The 16,440-nt window shown below is 37.7% G+C and carries 17 protein-coding genes and 2 pseudogenes; 10 read left to right on the top strand and 9 right to left on the bottom strand.

Features of this window, described 5'->3' with window-relative positions:
- Positions 1-649: 649 nt before the first annotated feature.
- Positions 650-922, top strand: a complete 273-nt coding sequence (locus A6749_RS26540; RefSeq protein ID WP_066399983.1) for a DUF2277 domain-containing protein — start codon at positions 650-652, stop codon at positions 920-922.
- Between the two features lie 449 nt (positions 923-1,371).
- On the opposite strand, the gene A6749_RS26535 is transcribed toward A6749_RS26540, so the two are convergent.
- The 3 genes from A6749_RS26535 to A6749_RS26525 form a co-directional block, all read right to left on the bottom strand.
- The gene (locus tag A6749_RS26535) at positions 1,372-1,830 is read right to left on the bottom strand and encodes a DUF2269 family protein (RefSeq protein ID WP_066399966.1); all 459 of its coding nucleotides are present in this window, start codon (positions 1,828-1,830) and stop codon (positions 1,372-1,374) included.
- Positions 1,831-1,844: 14 nt separating this feature from the next.
- Positions 1,845-2,573, bottom strand: coding sequence for an NAD(P)-dependent oxidoreductase (locus A6749_RS26530; protein ID WP_066399965.1), 729 nt, complete (start codon positions 2,571-2,573; stop codon positions 1,845-1,847).
- A gap of 339 nt (positions 2,574-2,912) precedes the next feature.
- On the bottom strand, positions 2,913-3,245 hold the full coding sequence (locus A6749_RS26525; protein ID WP_066399964.1) for a winged helix-turn-helix transcriptional regulator: 333 nt from the start codon (positions 3,243-3,245) through the stop codon (positions 2,913-2,915).
- 399 nt (positions 3,246-3,644) lie between these two features.
- On the opposite strand from A6749_RS26525, the gene A6749_RS26520 reads away from it, so the two are divergent.
- A complete protein-coding gene (locus A6749_RS26520) occupies positions 3,645-4,457 on the top strand; it encodes a hypothetical protein (RefSeq protein ID WP_066399963.1) in 813 nt (270 codons plus the stop codon).
- A gap of 99 nt (positions 4,458-4,556) precedes the next feature.
- Here A6749_RS26520 and A6749_RS26515 read toward each other — a convergent pair whose 3' ends face one another.
- The 3 genes from A6749_RS26515 to A6749_RS26505 all read right to left on the bottom strand — a co-directional run bounded on the left by A6749_RS26515 (position 4,557) and on the right by A6749_RS26505 (position 6,582).
- Positions 4,557-5,066, bottom strand: a complete 510-nt coding sequence (locus A6749_RS26515; RefSeq protein WP_066399955.1) for a hypothetical protein — start codon at positions 5,064-5,066, stop codon at positions 4,557-4,559.
- Positions 5,067-5,289: 223 nt separating this feature from the next.
- Positions 5,290-6,237: a LacI family DNA-binding transcriptional regulator gene (locus A6749_RS26510; RefSeq protein WP_066399951.1), complete on the bottom strand. Its 948-nt coding sequence runs from the start codon at positions 6,235-6,237 to the stop codon at positions 5,290-5,292.
- Positions 6,238-6,273: 36 nt separating this feature from the next.
- Positions 6,274-6,582, bottom strand: a complete 309-nt coding sequence (locus A6749_RS26505) for a PH domain-containing protein (protein ID WP_066399943.1) — start codon at positions 6,580-6,582, stop codon at positions 6,274-6,276.
- 222 nt (positions 6,583-6,804) lie between these two features.
- Between A6749_RS26505 and A6749_RS26500 the strand changes: the two genes are divergently transcribed.
- Both A6749_RS26500 and clpP read left to right on the top strand, forming a co-directional pair.
- The gene (locus A6749_RS26500; protein ID WP_066399938.1) at positions 6,805-7,503 is read left to right on the top strand and encodes a sigma-70 family RNA polymerase sigma factor; all 699 of its coding nucleotides are present in this window, start codon (positions 6,805-6,807) and stop codon (positions 7,501-7,503) included.
- Positions 7,504-7,535: 32 nt separating this feature from the next.
- Complete coding sequence (gene clpP / locus A6749_RS26495) at positions 7,536-8,120, top strand: ATP-dependent Clp endopeptidase proteolytic subunit ClpP (RefSeq protein ID WP_066399936.1); 585 nt, start codon at positions 7,536-7,538, stop codon at positions 8,118-8,120.
- Positions 8,121-8,354: 234 nt separating this feature from the next.
- On the opposite strand, the gene A6749_RS27910 is transcribed toward clpP, so the two are convergent.
- Entirely contained in the window at positions 8,355-8,453 is a 99-nt protein-coding gene (locus A6749_RS27910; protein WP_084797998.1) for a YjcZ family sporulation protein, read from the bottom strand.
- A 306-nt stretch (positions 8,454-8,759) separates the two neighbouring features.
- Entirely contained in the window at positions 8,760-9,071 is a 312-nt protein-coding gene (locus A6749_RS26490; protein ID WP_066399926.1) for a heterocycloanthracin/sonorensin family bacteriocin, read from the bottom strand.
- A gap of 335 nt (positions 9,072-9,406) precedes the next feature.
- On the opposite strand from A6749_RS26490, the pseudogene A6749_RS26485 reads away from it, so the two are divergent.
- From A6749_RS26485 to A6749_RS26470, 4 genes and pseudogenes are all read left to right on the top strand, one after another.
- Positions 9,407-9,819, top strand: a pseudogene (locus A6749_RS26485) (collagen-like protein).
- 300 nt (positions 9,820-10,119) lie between these two features.
- Positions 10,120-11,687 (top strand): annotated as a pseudogene (locus A6749_RS26480) (amidohydrolase).
- Between the two features lie 13 nt (positions 11,688-11,700).
- On the top strand, positions 11,701-13,173 hold the full coding sequence (locus A6749_RS26475) for an alanine/glycine:cation symporter family protein (RefSeq protein ID WP_066399924.1): 1,473 nt from the start codon (positions 11,701-11,703) through the stop codon (positions 13,171-13,173).
- A gap of 100 nt (positions 13,174-13,273) precedes the next feature.
- Positions 13,274-13,585 carry a hypothetical protein gene (locus A6749_RS26470; RefSeq protein ID WP_066399923.1) on the top strand — a complete coding sequence of 104 codons (312 nt, stop codon included), beginning with the start codon at positions 13,274-13,276 and terminating at the stop codon, positions 13,583-13,585.
- Between the two features lie 198 nt (positions 13,586-13,783).
- Here A6749_RS26470 and A6749_RS26465 read toward each other — a convergent pair whose 3' ends face one another.
- Positions 13,784-14,236 carry a cupredoxin domain-containing protein gene (locus A6749_RS26465; protein WP_066399919.1) on the bottom strand — a complete coding sequence of 151 codons (453 nt, stop codon included), beginning with the start codon at positions 14,234-14,236 and terminating at the stop codon, positions 13,784-13,786.
- 318 nt (positions 14,237-14,554) lie between these two features.
- Between A6749_RS26465 and A6749_RS26455 the strand changes: the two genes are divergently transcribed.
- On the top strand, positions 14,555-14,992 hold the full coding sequence (locus tag A6749_RS26455) for a GNAT family N-acetyltransferase (protein WP_066399911.1): 438 nt from the start codon (positions 14,555-14,557) through the stop codon (positions 14,990-14,992).
- Between the two features lie 342 nt (positions 14,993-15,334).
- Entirely contained in the window at positions 15,335-16,270 is a 936-nt protein-coding gene (locus tag A6749_RS26450; RefSeq protein ID WP_084797997.1) for a hypothetical protein, read from the top strand.
- Positions 16,271-16,440: the final 170 nt, after the last annotated feature.

The following is a 16,440-nucleotide window of genomic DNA, read 5'->3' as shown; positions in this document are numbered from 1 at the left end:
AATTATCTTGTTTATCTTGATTGTCTTATTTTATAAAACAATAATAAAAAAGTAAAGAAAAAAGTGCGGAAATAAAAAAAGGAATTGGTTTTTTTACAAATTATATCGTTATTCAACCTGTCTTTTATGACCAAAATTAGAAACAGCAGCAACCTTGGAACGAAAGATTAAGTCCTATATTACAACTGTTGTTCTTTTTCTTGTTCCACAAACAGGCGCTTTTCTTGAATAAGAAGGCGTCTTTTTGTATTGTACTGGATTCTGGAACAACATTTAATGGGGATTGGAGTAATATTAAGGTGTAGAAGAGATTGTGAAGGATTACACTTAAACAAACGGGAGCTATAGTTGAATTGTAGGGGTTGCTGATGCAGCCTTTTTCTTATTCCACTAACGTAGCAGATTAGTGAAAGAAGGTATTGTTAAAAACAATGGAGAATAAATACCTTAGCCTTTTTTAAAAGTAGGTGTTAGATATGAATGGGAAATTTCCATCAATGGTAATTCTAAAAATAGAGAAGAGCCATCGTTTTGATCAATTTTGTTCGAAAAGATGAATTTTTATATGTAATGAAATAAAGGATATAGAGTGAAATTTAATCAATCTTTTTACAATGCCAACAATAATGAAAACAAAAAGGAGTAAGTTATGTGCCGAAACATTAGAACATTATTTAATTTCGACCCACCAGCTACTGAAGAAGAGATTCTTGCAGCATCTCTTCAGTACGTTAGAAAGATAACGGGTTATAACAAGCCCTCAAAGGCGAATGAGGAGGCGTTTATTCGTGCAGTCAATGAGATTGCAATGGTTTCTAGAGAACTATTGAACACATTGGTAACGAGTACCGAGCCACGGAATCGTGAGGTCGAAGCTGAGCGTGCTCGTACTAGAGCAGCTAAAAGGTATGGAACAAATTAGAGGACTAAAGAATAGAAAAAAGTGAATGCTTTTTTGGATTTTTCATTATTCCGCAATCGGGCGATTGTTGTAGATCATCGGTAGAAAATGATCAAACTTTTTTATGAAAATTGATAGTGCTTCATAAAGAATGAACCTGTTTTGAATAATCCTTTTAAAACAGGTTCATTTAATTTAACGTAAAATGTTGATTTGCAGGATGTAATTAATCAATGTTTTTTAAAGCAACATTGATAATAATTCGCCTAAAACGGATTTTATTGGGAAACTGCGAATTTCTATGATTCTTTCAAGGTTGGCCCCTATAATATCACCTCTTTACCATGGGGATCGTTTGTGATCTGTCGAGAAGGGATAAATTTGAAAAAATGGCTCCCTTCATTATCATAAATCGCCGGATTCTGATGCGTAGCGGTTAAAATATGGTCAAGTCGCTCCCGTTGGCTTCTTTAAAATGGCTTAACGACCATAAGCACCAATATGGCAATCATCAGCAGCTGTGCCGCCGTCTCGATTGGTACAATCTTTTTCATCAATAGTCCGAACTCGGCGGGTATTTCATTACCCTGGTCTTGACTTTCAGACACGATCTTTATGATCTTTTTCATACGCGGCTCGATCAATCCGTCGATCATGACGACCATGAGCAGCGATAAAAGGAAGGATACATTCAGCCACATTTGAGAAAACCCCATCTTGGTTATGATCATAAGCCATACCCCGGTTATAATAAGTACGGCTCCGCCAATTTTAGGTATTATGGCAAGCTTGGTCGTTATTCCAAAAGCAAAGCGCAGCTGACCGACGGTTCTAGCGGATCTTCGAATGATGGGTATCACGAAAGCTGGACCAATTATGGCAATCGAAGACAATATATGCAAAACGAGCAGTAATCCAAACAACCCGATTATCTCCCTTCTCCTCAGTGCACCGAAATATCACTTTGATAGGCAAGACCGACTCTTTTTCTTTTAAACGATCCTCCGAGATCTAGATGTTCCAGCATACATTTCGCGACATCGTCATAGGCAACATCCAGCTCTTGAAGTCGGCTGAACAAGTAACGGGCTATATCTGCCTCGGAATATTCCTTGATTATCTCCGGAATCGGAACGGGCAAGGTTTCCGTTGTTACATGCAGATGAACCGGATTTGGATGCTCTATCGAATCAATCATTGTTCCCGGACACATAATGGACCAATCGAGTTGAGTCTGCTGTAGCCGTTCGAAATTCCGGTTGTGATTTTTATACTCAGGTAGGAAGCCGGGTAAATTGTTGCTGATAAGATTGGTATATGGAATACCCAACAGTCCGGCTCCTCCCATTATCCATACCCGCCCAGAGAAACTAGGTTGGAGTTCACATTGGGTTATAATGGTATCGATGATACGAACAAACTCTTCTCCTTGGCCCGCATGGCCGGCTGCAATAATAGCGGCGTCTTGATGCGCGAGCGCCTCACCGACGCTGACCGTATCCATAATATCGTCAACGATCACCTTCACATGCTGTGCTGGATGCTCACCTAGTTGATCATAAAGCTTCTCAGAATTTCGCACAAATGCAGTCATTTCATGCCCCATTTTTATCCCTCGCGCCAACACTCTTTTTCCTGTATTCCCAGTCGCTCCAAAAACAATAATTTTCATTGTTCTTTCCTCCTCTTAAATGGCTCTTAATACTTGGTTAACTAAAGCTTAGCATCGTTATAATATTATGGTAAGAACCCACTTTATAGTAAGGTACTTACTTAAAAGTAAGCATGACAAATGGGATGACTTAATAGTTCACGCGGAGTTCGGGAGGACAGGAAATTTCTAAAGACAGATTGGCGACAATCCTACACTATCAGAGTTTTATTAACTCAAACCCGAAAATTAATTTATAACAGGAGTGCCGACTGTAGGTAAACAAAAGCTGCCCGGTATCCCCGTGGCAGCTTTTGTTTTGAGTTGATTGAATTAGTGTACAAGTTCATTAAACCAGCTTTAAGACGCTGATTCTTTATATTTCCGCTTATTATGATTTTCTCCCCAAGTACACATGACTTCTGCTACAGGGATCAATGTTTTGCCGTATTCACTAAGGGAATATTCTACTTTTGGAGGGATGGTAGGGTAGATCGTTCTATCGACTATGCCTTCTCGTTCCAAATCTCGGAGATGTTGTGTAAGCATTTTTTGTGAAACATCAGGTATAAGCTTCTCCAGATCGTTGAATCGCTTATTGGATTCAATCAAATGCCATAAAATCATTGGCTTCCATTTGCCACCTAAAACATGAATGAGTGTCTCAATTGGACATTCACGTTGATGAATCATTGATAAATCATCCCCTTACTTTTAAGTAAGTGCATTATCTAAAGTAAAAACTTAACAAAATTTTACAAGAGATATACAAACAAGTCAATCAAATGAAACTAAAAATGATAAAAAAGATTGTAGAAGTGACTTTCAGAAACAAATATAACGGAGTGCTTTTAATCTAGGAAGGATTAAGGCACTTTTTTGTTGAATTCCTAATTGAACTAAAGAGCAGTTTAGTGCAAGAAGGCTTCCTCACATTATGCTTGAAATATTATATTTATTAGCAATAACACACATCTTAAAACAATTTGTTTAAAGTATCTTTTTTTATAGATACTGATACAGATATAATGAAGTTCAGCGTCTTTTTATGCTAACAGTCCTATATTAATCCAACAAGAGAGGGGTTTAAATATGGTTGATAAGAAAGCAGTTAAAATCCTTTTTAAGCGTTATTGGTCTTCAGCTGGATGGACAAATACCCACCTAAACAAAGAGGAATTAGAATACGCCAAAGAAGCAAGGATTATGTTTGAATCAATAGAACTATCCCACGATGAAATTATCCATAAAGTGAATGAATTAGTGAATATATTAGATTTGAAGGAAATTATTGAACAATTTATTGCGAGTTTATCTACAAGAAGACTTGACCTTCGCTCCGCTTTAGGGTCTTACATAGTCGGCAAGCATCTAATAGAACACACATTTACTGGGACGGAAAGTTATTGTATTTATTGTGGCTTATATAGTAAAAACAAAGAAAGACAAGACCTAAATATTCTTAACTTTGAAAGGTTTAAATGGGGGGGAATACGTCACCTTGACCCTTTATATATAGCCTTTGATTTGAAACAATACTCAAATTTAGAAAAATTGGTACCTACCTCAGAGGATTATGAAATCTTGAATAAGATATTAATCGCAGTAAATGAACTCCCTCCAGAAGGAAACATAAGAGATTTGGAAAAAGCACTCACTAAAATATTAAAATCAAATAAAGAAGAAAGGGAAGTATTAATACAAATATTAGGTTATTGTTCAATATTATCAAATAAAGACTATCCAGGTTTTATGAATAAGTTTATTCCATTTTTTGAAAGGGAAGAGCCCAATCATTATAAGAATGATTGGACATATCCAGTTTGTGGGTGGACTGGTAAAAATGGATTGAATAGAGAAGCTTTAAAGATCATATTTCCTCATGCTATAGAACCGGTAAAATGATTCCACCACTCTGTGAAGAAACGTACTTAAACCATCGAGTGCTTTAGTTTCACAACAAATGGGGCTGTTATCGGGAGTCCTATTTCCCATATCAGTTATTTAACGAACTGGGCAGGATCGTTCAAGAACAGTTTCCTTATTTTCATTAGGTTTTTTGTACTTTTCAAATAGGTATTGGAATCCATAAAAGAAAAATACCTTAGAAAAGAAATAGAAGAAAAATTGCAAATGATTTATACGAACCAATGTGAAATACTTAATTTTTCTTGCAAATTTAGCGAATGGATAGGCAAAAAAAGCATTCCCGATGGCATTAAATAAGATAAACTTTATGAAATTTCCATATGACCACTTCATTAACCAAAGTGAAACGACCAAAAACACACCAATATTAAAAGGAAATTCATTAAATAAGTATGAATTTGGTTTATTGTAAAAGACCCACCATTTACGTTTGTTCCCAATTAGTGCATTCATCACTTCTATAACTCCGATAAGGATTGAAACAGGTAGAAATCGCTTTATATTTTGTAACCCCATAAGAGGGACAGTTGACAATGAAATTAAGACCATAGCGATATTTAAAATTCTTTGAACCTTTATTGCCATAACATTAACATCCCCTATATAGGCTATCTACTCCTTTTTGTTAAGATATCCAAAAAGTTAATTTGTATGATAATTCCTGATAAGCTAAAGTGTGTTTTTATAAAAGCGGGGATGCTTTTATCCTTCAAATTCTTTATTAGTTTAATGATATCTAGTTACGCGGAAGGGAAAGTCTTCAGTCAATTGAGTAAGTAGCTGGACTCTAATTAGGAAAAATGGGGATTCACACAGACCCTCTTTCCACAATGCGATAAGGTATTTTTACTTTTTCTTTAGATTTCTTTATCAGTAGGCTACACGCTTGTTCACCGATTTTCGTTAGCTGGTGATCCACTGTAGAAAGTCCCAAACTGATACCAACTGGTTGATTTTCTTGACCAATAATCGCTAAATCAGCAGGAACCTTCATTTGTTGCGACTTAGCATATAAATACATACCACCGGCCACTTCATCCCCATTCGCATAGATGGCTGTTGGTCTTTCGGGTAACTGTAAGAATTGCTTTGCTGCTCCATTTCCGTCTTCTAAGCAATGACAATCTGAAATATGATAGTCAGGTGGAAGTTCACCGAAAATTTCATTATAAGCAGCGATCATTTGCTTCGTGCTATTGCTTTCTAGTCTAGCTGTTGTGAAAGCTACCGCGCGATGCCCTTTGTTTTTTAATAATTGAAAGGCATCTAGAAAAGAAGAATACCGGTCCATATAGGAGCAGCCAATCTCCGTGTGCTGCGTATATTCACAGGATACGATTGAACCATACTCGCTATACGGAAGGATGGTCTCCCAATCATTCGCTCTTGAAGTAATAATGATGCCATCAAACAGCTTACTTTTTAATTTCTGCAAGTACTCCATTTCTCTTTCTTTGCTATATTTCGATGGAAGTACTGTTATCAAATAATCATTTTCTAAAGCTATATTTAGAATACCGTTTAAAAGTTGATCAAATGCTGGGTTGTTGTTGTATGGGAGAATAACGCCTATTGTTCTTGTTTCTCCTCGTATTAAATCGATGGCATTTTTGTTGGGTGTATATTTCAATTCCTCCATGACTTTTAAGACAGATTCTCTTTTATCGTTAGCAACATATTTATAATTGTTAAGGACTCTAGAAACAGTAGAGACGGATACACCAGCTAATCTAGCAATATCTTTAATATTTGTCATAACATAACTCCTACATATTCTGGTAGTTGGGAAAACCTAGGCATTCACATTCAATTGTTGAAATGTTTTCATAAAGTGATGGAGGTTTCCTTTGTATGTCCATCTTACCGTAATCCTATGATCTCCTACAATGAGTGTAGAATGTCCAACATTTCCCACGTTTTCTCCTTCAAACCACAAGGATACTTCCACATTTATTAGTTTATTGCTAACTACAAATATTCGTTTATTGGTTAAAAACAAATCTCCAAAGTAGACGTTTTGCATACCATCAAAGCTTTCGATTAACCCTGTAAGGGAAGAGAGTACATTTTCATCTTGTTGAAGGGTAATTTTTCTGTTCATTTTTCTTCCTCCTTTAGTTGGAAATTAGCTTACTTTCACTGTAATTTATGAAATGCATTTCAAGTCAAGGGGGAGAATTAAATGAAACTCGCTTTTAAAGCGAATGTTATTCGTGTATGAATATAATAAAATAAACATATATAAAATTTTTTTCTGCCCCGTATCTTTTCATCCCTCTTGAAACGTTTAAAGGGTAGAGAGTGTGCAAAAGGAGTGAAAATCATGTCACACAAATTAAATGTGTCTTCATCGCATTCAGATGATGATGTTTTCTGGACCGAGCAATACCCCAAGCTACAGCGCTATTGTCACTTCCTGGCCCAAAATAAGTGGGATGGGGATGATATTGCGCAGGAAACATTTCTAAAGGCATTAAAATATACCGATCAACCTAAGCAGATTTCCGCTGCTTTATTGAACAAAATTGCCTATCATCATTGGGTCGATTTGCTCCGGAAAAGGAAACATGTAACCATTGGGGCAGAAACTGAGGATCAATCCTTATTTTTCAAAAATCCGTTTGATGAAATCAAGGATTCAGTGGATTTCCTGCTGAAGCAATTCACACCCAAGCAGGCAGTGATCTTTTTGCTGAAAGAGGGGTTCCAATACCAGGTGAGGGAAATTGCTGAAATCCTGGGGACGACAGAAATGGCGGTGAAGTCAAATCTCCATCGCGCGAAAAAACGCCTGGAAAAAACAAATGATGAGGAACAGTCCTTTTCCATTGACTCGTTTTGGGAAGAGGAGGAACGGGAGCAGCTTTCTGAGCTGTTCTATGAATCGCTTCAAAAACAAGACCCAGGCTTCCTGATCAAAATGATACCTTCGATAAGAAGTGTCTCAGATGTTCCTCAGCTTGCTTTAAAACGTCGGGTACAAACTCACTCTCCTTCAAGCACTCTCTTGATGGCGGCATAGCCAAACTTTGCTTTCAAGGAGGAGTTTTTAACATGAGTACCATTCCATACGTGATTGAACAATCGAATCGCGGCGAGCGTTCCTATGATATTTATTCAAGGCTGTTGAAGGACAGAATTATCATCATTGGCGAGGAAATTAATGATCATATGGCAAACAGCATTGTTGCCCAGCTGCTTTTTTTGGCGGCCGATGCGCCGGATAAAGAAATTTCCCTTTATATTAACAGCCCGGGCGGCTCCACTTCGGCGGGATTTGCGATTTTTGATACGATGCAATACATTAAGCCGGATATAAGGACCATTTGCACTGGAATGGCGGCATCCTTCGGGGCGATGCTGCTGTTGGCGGGAACGAAGGGGAAACGGTACGCTTTGCCGAACAGTGAAATTATGATTCATCAGCCGTTAGGCGGGGCAAGGGGGCAGGCGACTGAAATTGAAATCTCCGCCCGCCGCATTCTAAAACTCAGAGAACATGTCAATCAAATCATCTCCGAACGGACTGGTCAGCCCATTGAAAAAATCGCCAAAGACACCGACCGGGATTTCTTCATGAGCGCGGCAGAAGCGAAAGAATACGGGATTATTGATGAGATTCTTTGTCCAAATAAGTGATTGTAAAATGCTTGGGTCTATGACGGATCCAAGTATTTTTTAATTGGGCCTTGATGAAAAGGCTCTAGTGAGAGAGTTCTGTTAAATATCACTGACCTAGATTAAAAATTAATTTTGTAAGCAGATGAAAGAGGAAATTGGACACAAATTGCGAAGAAAAATAGAAGCGCCAATTGACGCTTCTATGACGCTTCTATTATTAAGAGAGTCGTTACTATTTTAGATTAATTTTGCTTAGTACCCAAAGTTTGTACCAACGATAATTAACAGGATGAATAGTACGACAATTAAAACAAAACTCATTCCACCGCCGTAACCGGAACCGTATGACATAATTTATCACCACCTTTTTTAAGAGGTAGTACATCATACGTTTTTGTTAGTATTTTTGAACTGGACAAGCATGGAATTATATTGAAAAAATATTTTTTACTCACTTCAAGGAAAATACAAAAAACCCCCGAAAAGGGGGATTGACCCGTTTGTGAATAAAAAGAAGGATTATGAGATTTTTATTCAAGAAATATGATATGGCAACAAAGAAGTGTCCACGCGGCAGGTCATGCGGGGACACTTCTTTTCATAAAAGATCAATTTATTTTGTTGAAGATTTACCAACCTGCAAAACAGCTAAAACAACTAAATAAAGCTACCTGACATCATGCCGCCACACATCATGCCGCCGCACATCATGCCGCCACACATCATGCCGCCGCACATCATGCCGCCGCACATCATGCCACCGCAACGCATGCCGCCGCACATCATGCCACCGCAACGCATGCCGCCGCACATCATGCCACCACAACGCATGCCGCCGCACATCATGCCACCGCAACGCATACCGCCAAATATTCTCGGATCCTGTGCCTGTGGACCCATAGGATTTAACTGACCAACTTGGAAATTATCCATTCCTAACGTTTGAAGTTCATTTTGAAAATTGAGCATTTTTACCTCCCATGTTTATTTAATAATTTTGGCTAAACTGAAATCTATCAAGAGATTTGAACAAAGAAATTTTGTCAGTAATGTGAATAATGAGATACTACGTGTACTCTCTTCAACACAATATGCTTACTTTTAGGTGACTGTTACTAGTTTAAAAGCCTATTTAATGTTAAAAGCTTCATAAAAAGATGTGTGTCTGGAACTAACGATGGAGATTAATTTTATTCAGCTTTTTTTCATTTCAACAATTTAGACTGCGAATTAGCTTCACAAAAGAATAGTACAACATACAAATACTTTAAAGACTTATTTAAGATAAGGAGGCGATCCTTTAAATGTATAATCAGACAATATACTCCAATATAAATTATGATCAACCATTGGAGCGTCAATTTCCAAGTTTACCAGTGCCCTCGTTCCCAGGACAATCAGATTTACCAGGACCTGAGTTTGCGGGACCATCCGGATTTCCAGGTTAACCGGATCACAAATTCCACAAGCTCCAACTGCTCCTCCTCCTCCATTTATTCCTCAACAAGCAGCTGCTTCACCATTAGCTGTTGATCCAGGAGCAATTAGGTTGTGCCTGTTTCGTAATACATATATACGGCTCTACAATGGTGAAGAGTTTTGGTTTTATCCCATTTACGCAGGTCCAAGATCTGTAGCTGGTTTCACATGGAATGGCAGGTTCTGGATGATTTTTGGTATTGATACAAGGAGAATTATTTCGTTTACGTGTTATTAAAAAATGCGAGAACAAGAGAAACGTTTAGCTCGTAGGTCTGTAAAAAGTGAAAGGCCTTACGATTTTGTATGGAATTTTGGCTTCAGTCCCCCGATGCACTAAAGTCTAAAAGTACGGAGTGCACTGGGTGACTGCCCCTTTTTTCCCGAAAATAGGTTGACTGAATTATTAATATTCTGTATATTAGGAAAAATAAGAAGGTGTTGGCGAAACACCTTCTTATTTATTAATTAATAGAATAGGAGATGGAAATGATTGAGGAGGATATTCACAAATGGTAATTTTTATACATTTGATTCCATGAAACCACAGGTTGAGGCGGTTGTTGTGGAAAATGGTAGATTTATTGATATGGGTTCAAAGGAAGAAATAATGACCTATTGGTCACGACATGATGCCGAGGTCATCAATTTAGAAGGAAAGACCGTAACCCCTGGTCTCATTGACAGCCATTTACATATGTCAGCCATAGCTATCAATTTATTAAATCTCGATGTCACGGGACTCACATCAAAGGAAGAGATGCTCCATAAGATTGCCTCTAAAGCCAAGACGTTAGAACCAGGTGAATGGCTCCTTGGAAGAGGATGGGATGAAAATCTCTTCACGGATCGCGGCATTCCAACCATTTCAGAACTTGACTATGCTGCACCAAACAATCCATTATTGATCCCTAGGGTTTGTGGACATGCCGCTCTTGTCAATAGTAAGGCTTTGGAAATCTGTCAGTACCATTCCGAAATGACGATTCCACAAGGCGGGGCCATAGTTTTAGATGAAACGACTAAGCAGCCAAATGGGCTCATACTAGAAACAGCTTCGGAAATTTTTAAACAATACATCCCAAAGTATTCCTATGAGGATCTAAAGGGAGCTTTAAGACAGGCCATCCGAATCGCCATGCAAAAAGGGTTAACCAGCGTACATACGAACGATCCGAATTTCTTAGGTGGATTACATACTACTTACCGAATATATGATGAGTTATTAAACCAAGAGGGGCTTGGGCTGCGCGCTAATCTATTAATTGATCATGAATATTTGAATGACTTAAAAGAAGCGGGGATGGTTTTGGGAATGAAACCTTGCAAATTGGCGCGGTAAAGATATTTGCTGATGGGGCTTTTGGCAGAAGAACGGCATTATTATCTGAGGCTTATCATGATGCACCAAATAGTTTTGGGGAAGCGATGTATTCCCATGATGAACTATCTGACATCATTCGGAAAGCACGAGAGTTGTCCATGCCTATTGCCGTTCATACGATTGGGGATAAAGCATTAGAAAATATCTTGGACCTGCTAGATCAATTTCCAGCAGTATCCCATAGAGATCGTTTGATTCATGTCCAAGCATTAAGAAAAGACTTAATCCCAAGATTAGCTGTTCCTACTCGAATCGCGGATATTCAACCAAGATTTGTTGTTGGCGACTTTCCATGGGTCGAAGAACGACTTGGACCTGAAAGACTTCCACTTGCTTATGCGTGGAAAACATTAATGGAATCCAATGTGATCTGTGCCGGCGGCTCGGATTCACCTGTTGAACCGGTTGATCCATTACTTGGGATACATGCAGCGGTTACCCGAAAAGCTCCAGGAGATACCCATGAAGGTTGGAATGTAAAAGAGAAATTATCCATGCATGATGCCTTTAAGTTATTTACCAAAATGGGGGCCTATCCAACAAATGAAGAAACGATAAAAGGAACCATTTCTCGCGGCAAACTAGCAGATATGACCGTTTATTCGCATAATCCATTTAAGATGGAGGATCCGGATGAGCTTTTACATACGGACATAGAAATGACCATTATCGGCGGGGATATTCAGTATGAAAAGAGCACCACAGCCAAAATAAATATGTAAGGGGAGAAAGCTTTTGGGAGAATTTTTAGAGAAAGTAGTTGGCTTTTTGTGGGGGGTACCTCTCATTTTTACGATTTTATTTGCAGGTGTGTATTTTACGGTAGCGACGAAGTTTTTCCAGTTCGTTCATTTGCCGCACATCCTGAAATCGACATTTGGAAACATTTTTAAGAAGCAGGAAAAGGACAATAAAGCGAAAGGTATCTTGTCTTCTTTTGAGGCGATTAGTACGGCGATTGGCGGTTCGGTCGGCGTTGGAAATATAGGCGGTGTTGCCACCGCTATTGCAGTCGGGGGACCTGGAGCTGTATTTTGGATGTGGTTATGTGCACTAGTTGGGATGATTATTAAAACGGTTGAGGTTACGCTTGCGGTTCATTACCGGAATACGGATGAAAATGGTGACCCATATGGCGGACCGACTTACTATATGGAAAAAGGTCTTGGTGAGGAAAAGAATTTCAAACTATGGATGATTCCGGCGGTTATTTTTGGTTTTGGTATTTTCGGGACTTTCTTCTTTACGTTACAAAACTATACTATTTCTGAAGCGGTAGGTTCGACTTTCGGTATTGGGATGATCCCTGCCTCGATCGGTCTTACACTAGTAACCTATTATATTATTTATGGCGGTATTAAACATATCGGACAAATGGCTTCAAAAATTGTTCCGTTTATGGTATTGTTCTTTGTTTTATCCGGTCTTTATATTATTTTCACGAATTTAGGGGAGGCTGTTCACGCATTTAGCTTGATTTTCTCCGGTGCATTTGGAGGAACCGCAGCGGTTGGCGGATTTACGGGTGCTGCCGTGGCCCAGGTGATTCAAATGGGGGTAGCAAGATCCGTTTATAGTAACGAAGCTGGCTGGGGGACATCTCCAATGGTCCACTCCACAGCAAAAGTCGATCATCCTGTAAAGCAAGGGATTTGGGGTGCGTTCGAAGTATTTGTTGACACCATTATTGTGTGTTCGATTACCGCACTGACGATTATTATTTCAGGCGTTTGGTCATCCGGATTATCTGGTGCAGAATTAACGCTGGCCGCCTTCGAAGCGGGAATTGGGGAAACCGGACGTTATATTATTACCATTTCAGTCGTGTTATTTGGTGTAACTACCACAACAGGCTGGTATATTTATTACGAAATTTTATTACGCCATTTATTCAAAAATAAAGGGACAAAATTCAAACGTAAATTCCTCACCTTTTTCACATGGTTCTATCCCATCCCTGGATTGTCAATGGTCATCTATGCTGTCAGTGTTGGAATGCCAGGCCAAGCCGTTTGGTACTTTGCGGACATCACATCAGCGATTCCGACCTTTGTGAACGTTGTAGTGATCCTGCTATTAAGTAAACGATTCTTAGCGCTGTTAAAAGATTATAAGGCAAGATATATGGGAATCGGTGAGATTGATCCGGACATCGTGCTGTTCTATGAGGAAAAGAAGACAACACCGAAAGATACAAAAGTAGTGTAGGTGATTATGATTTTGGGATTTTGGGGTCAGTCCCCCGGTGCATTAAAGCTTTAGTACACCGGGGGACAGACCCTTTTTTTGGATAGCGGGGTTGAGATATATGGAGAAAACTTTAATTTTTATAATAATTGTTTTATTAGTGCTTACATCCTGCGGGGGGACTTTAACATCCACTACTTCGATGTTAACTGTTATTGAAAAAGGGCATTCAAGCGACTATAAAGAATATTGGATTAAAGCATATGACCGGAACAATCAAACTAAGGAAGAGGCATTTAAAATTGTAGTTCAAGAAGAGATGGTTTGGCACTTAATTGAGGAGAACAGAGAGTATTTTTCCTCGTATACAAAAGAAGGGGATAAACCTTGGATTTTAGAACAAATTGTACGTACAGGGAATGATATAGAATAAATCATTTAAAAATGCTTTTCTTCCAACAAACTAGGGCGTTAATTAAAGATTATGATTGCTGCGGTCTCCTTTCTTGCTGAACTAATGGGGCAGGTTCAATAAGATGAGTGTTGTACAATGGAACCAGCCCTTACAGGGACTGGTCCAGATTTGTTTTTTTAATGGAGGGTTACTTGCCAAACTCTTTTTATATTAAAACTATTCTACAATAAATTTCCCTGTCATTTTAGAATGTCCTGTTCCACAAACTATAGAACAGTGGTATTCAAATGTACCTGTTTTATCGGCAATAAATTCAGCACTTTTATTTCCTTGGATGTTTACATTGAAAGCTGGAAGAGCAAAGCCATGCCCACCATCATCAGATTGTAGAGTAATTCTTACCTTATCTCCTTTTTTAACATGGATTACTTTTTTATCATATTCAAAATCTTTTGCCATAACCTTAATATCAACTACTTTTCCTGTTGCTGCAGTTTTTGTAGCTTTTTTTGATGAATCCGAAGTTTTTGATGTTTGTGTTGTAGTATTTGACTTTTTGCTAGGTGGTGTTGTTGAATTTGAAGAATTATTCGTAGCGTTACCACATGCACTTAACATCATTACTATTAAAATTACCGCTGTTGATAAAAATCCCATTCTCTTTTTCATAAGTAAGACTTCTCCTCTCAAATCTTGTTACTAATAAAATTTAACATATATTCACAAGCAAAAAATTATGGCTATATAAAATAACTATTAATAAAATATTAATTTAGTTTTAGATAAACCATAGGAATATCATGACATTAGCAACGAGCATTGTTGAGGTACCGCGTGAGACCATCAATAACGATGGTCACCTCTTTCTTATTCAAGTAACGGACAGGTTAGCACATGTAGAATTCAAGTTAATAATAGCCTTTAGAAAAGAATTGTTGGGAAATTATGCTAAAATGAATAAAAGGAAATTAAAGACTGAATCAATTAATGGATATTAGAAAACCTAATAGATTTGAACTAAAAAAGGTATTATCTCTTTCGCCACAAGCTGTTTTTGATGGCAAATTAGGTGAAGTAGAACCTACGAAAAAAAAAATTGAACAACTTGTTAATCCGCTTTTGGAAAAGGGAAGCTATTATTTAATAGCAACAGAAAACGATCAATTAATGGGCTGGATTCTTATGGGGACTAGTAAAGACCAATTTACTGATATGATGAATGGATTTATTTACGAACTATTTGTTATAGAAGAATTTAGAGGGAATGGGATTTCCAAACTGTTAATGAGAGCAGGTATTGACCATCTAAAACAAGATGGATATTCAGAAATCCGTTTAAGTGCATTTGAAGGGAATCAAGCAATTAAACTATATGAAAAAATGGGATTTAGCATTAGGACAATCACTATGAGTTTGCAGTTATAAGAAACTAACTTATTTCCCTAACGGGGACAAGAGTTGTAGATCAAGCTGTCATTGTGGCAGCTTTTCTTTTTGCACTAAAGTGGCAGATTAGTTGAAGATTATCCTCCTAAACCTTTATTCTTCCACATAAATTAGAGTAATACTTTTTGGAGGAGGGGGATTGCATTTGCGTATTGTTTCTTTTGAAATTCTAATGAGTTTTTTGGAATTGGATTATTTTTAATGGGGATTTATGGAGGTTTCATCACATTTGGAATTATATGTTCTTTGCTTATTGAGTTATTGTTGAAAATAAATCACCTAAATAAAACTGGATTAATATTCTTGAAGGAGGGAGTCTAATTGAAACACTTTAGAAAATGGATAAATCGGACGTTCAATCATTATACCAGAAAAAAATTGACTCTCGTTATGGGATCTCAATACGAACCGCAAATATTTGGTCAAACAGTTGAACGTAACCAAACTTCGTTAATAAGTACCAGTGATGCTGAAAAATATTTTCGTCCTTCCCGCCTCCCTATTAAAAATAGCCTTGTCAAGAACATGCAATTTTTTGATCTCTATTATGAAAAAAACTACAAAGAAATTAAACTCCCTGCAACATTAACTCGAACCCCTGATGAAACTGTTTTAAACTACTTTAGTATTTTAAGAGAGGCAGAAAACCTTACTCAAAACCAGTTGGGTGGGTGCGGAACTGTGGGGATGGCAAAGTTGCCCTTTCCAATTGCGTATAACTTTTTTACTAAAGACTATTACAAAAGGGTTTCCTATAATGAATATCTTCAATCGTTTGCTGGTATTGGACATATTAATTTAATTAAGATGAATAGACTTCCTGATGAAAAAGGCATTGTTCCTTATTTCATTGAGCTAGAAAGCATCGAAGGCTCATCAAAAGGTGTCACCTATTTTGCGTATTATTACGGCTATGTCCAATTAAAAAAAGTTCAAAACCTATATAAAATTGACCAAATGAAATTGTATGGAGAGGACTTCCTATGTGCACCCTATCATCTATGGCAGCACGATGCTGAAGCAGTCGTTGGTATTATGTATGGAAACTGGTGCAAGTTAATAAAAAAACAGCTGCCTACTAAACAATATGGTTACGTCAAAACCATTGATTATATTGGTACGGATGGAGCCGATTATCGGTTTATCTTTTATCAATTAACAAATGATACAGATGTATTAATTTCTCAATATAAAAAGGATTCTGAAGGAAATTGGGAATCCATCAGATTTGATCCTATGAAATGTGTAAAAAACTAAGCGGGTTAATAAAGAAACTAGAACCTTTACTCTAAGCGCAGAAAAGGGCTTTCATAAAATGAAGGGTCTTTTTCTTTGTGAAGTATTCTACTTATTCGGATGCGATTCTTCAATAAGGAAGGGTCGCTTTTTCTTATAAAAGAAGGATTGAGTATTAAAATAATGTTATC

The organism is Neobacillus mesonae, from assembly GCF_001636315.1.
Lineage (GTDB): Bacteria > Bacillota > Bacilli > Bacillales > Cytobacillaceae > Neobacillus > Neobacillus mesonae.
The sequence above is the reverse complement of the archived record's forward strand: the minus strand, read 5'-3'. Positions and strand labels throughout refer to the sequence as shown.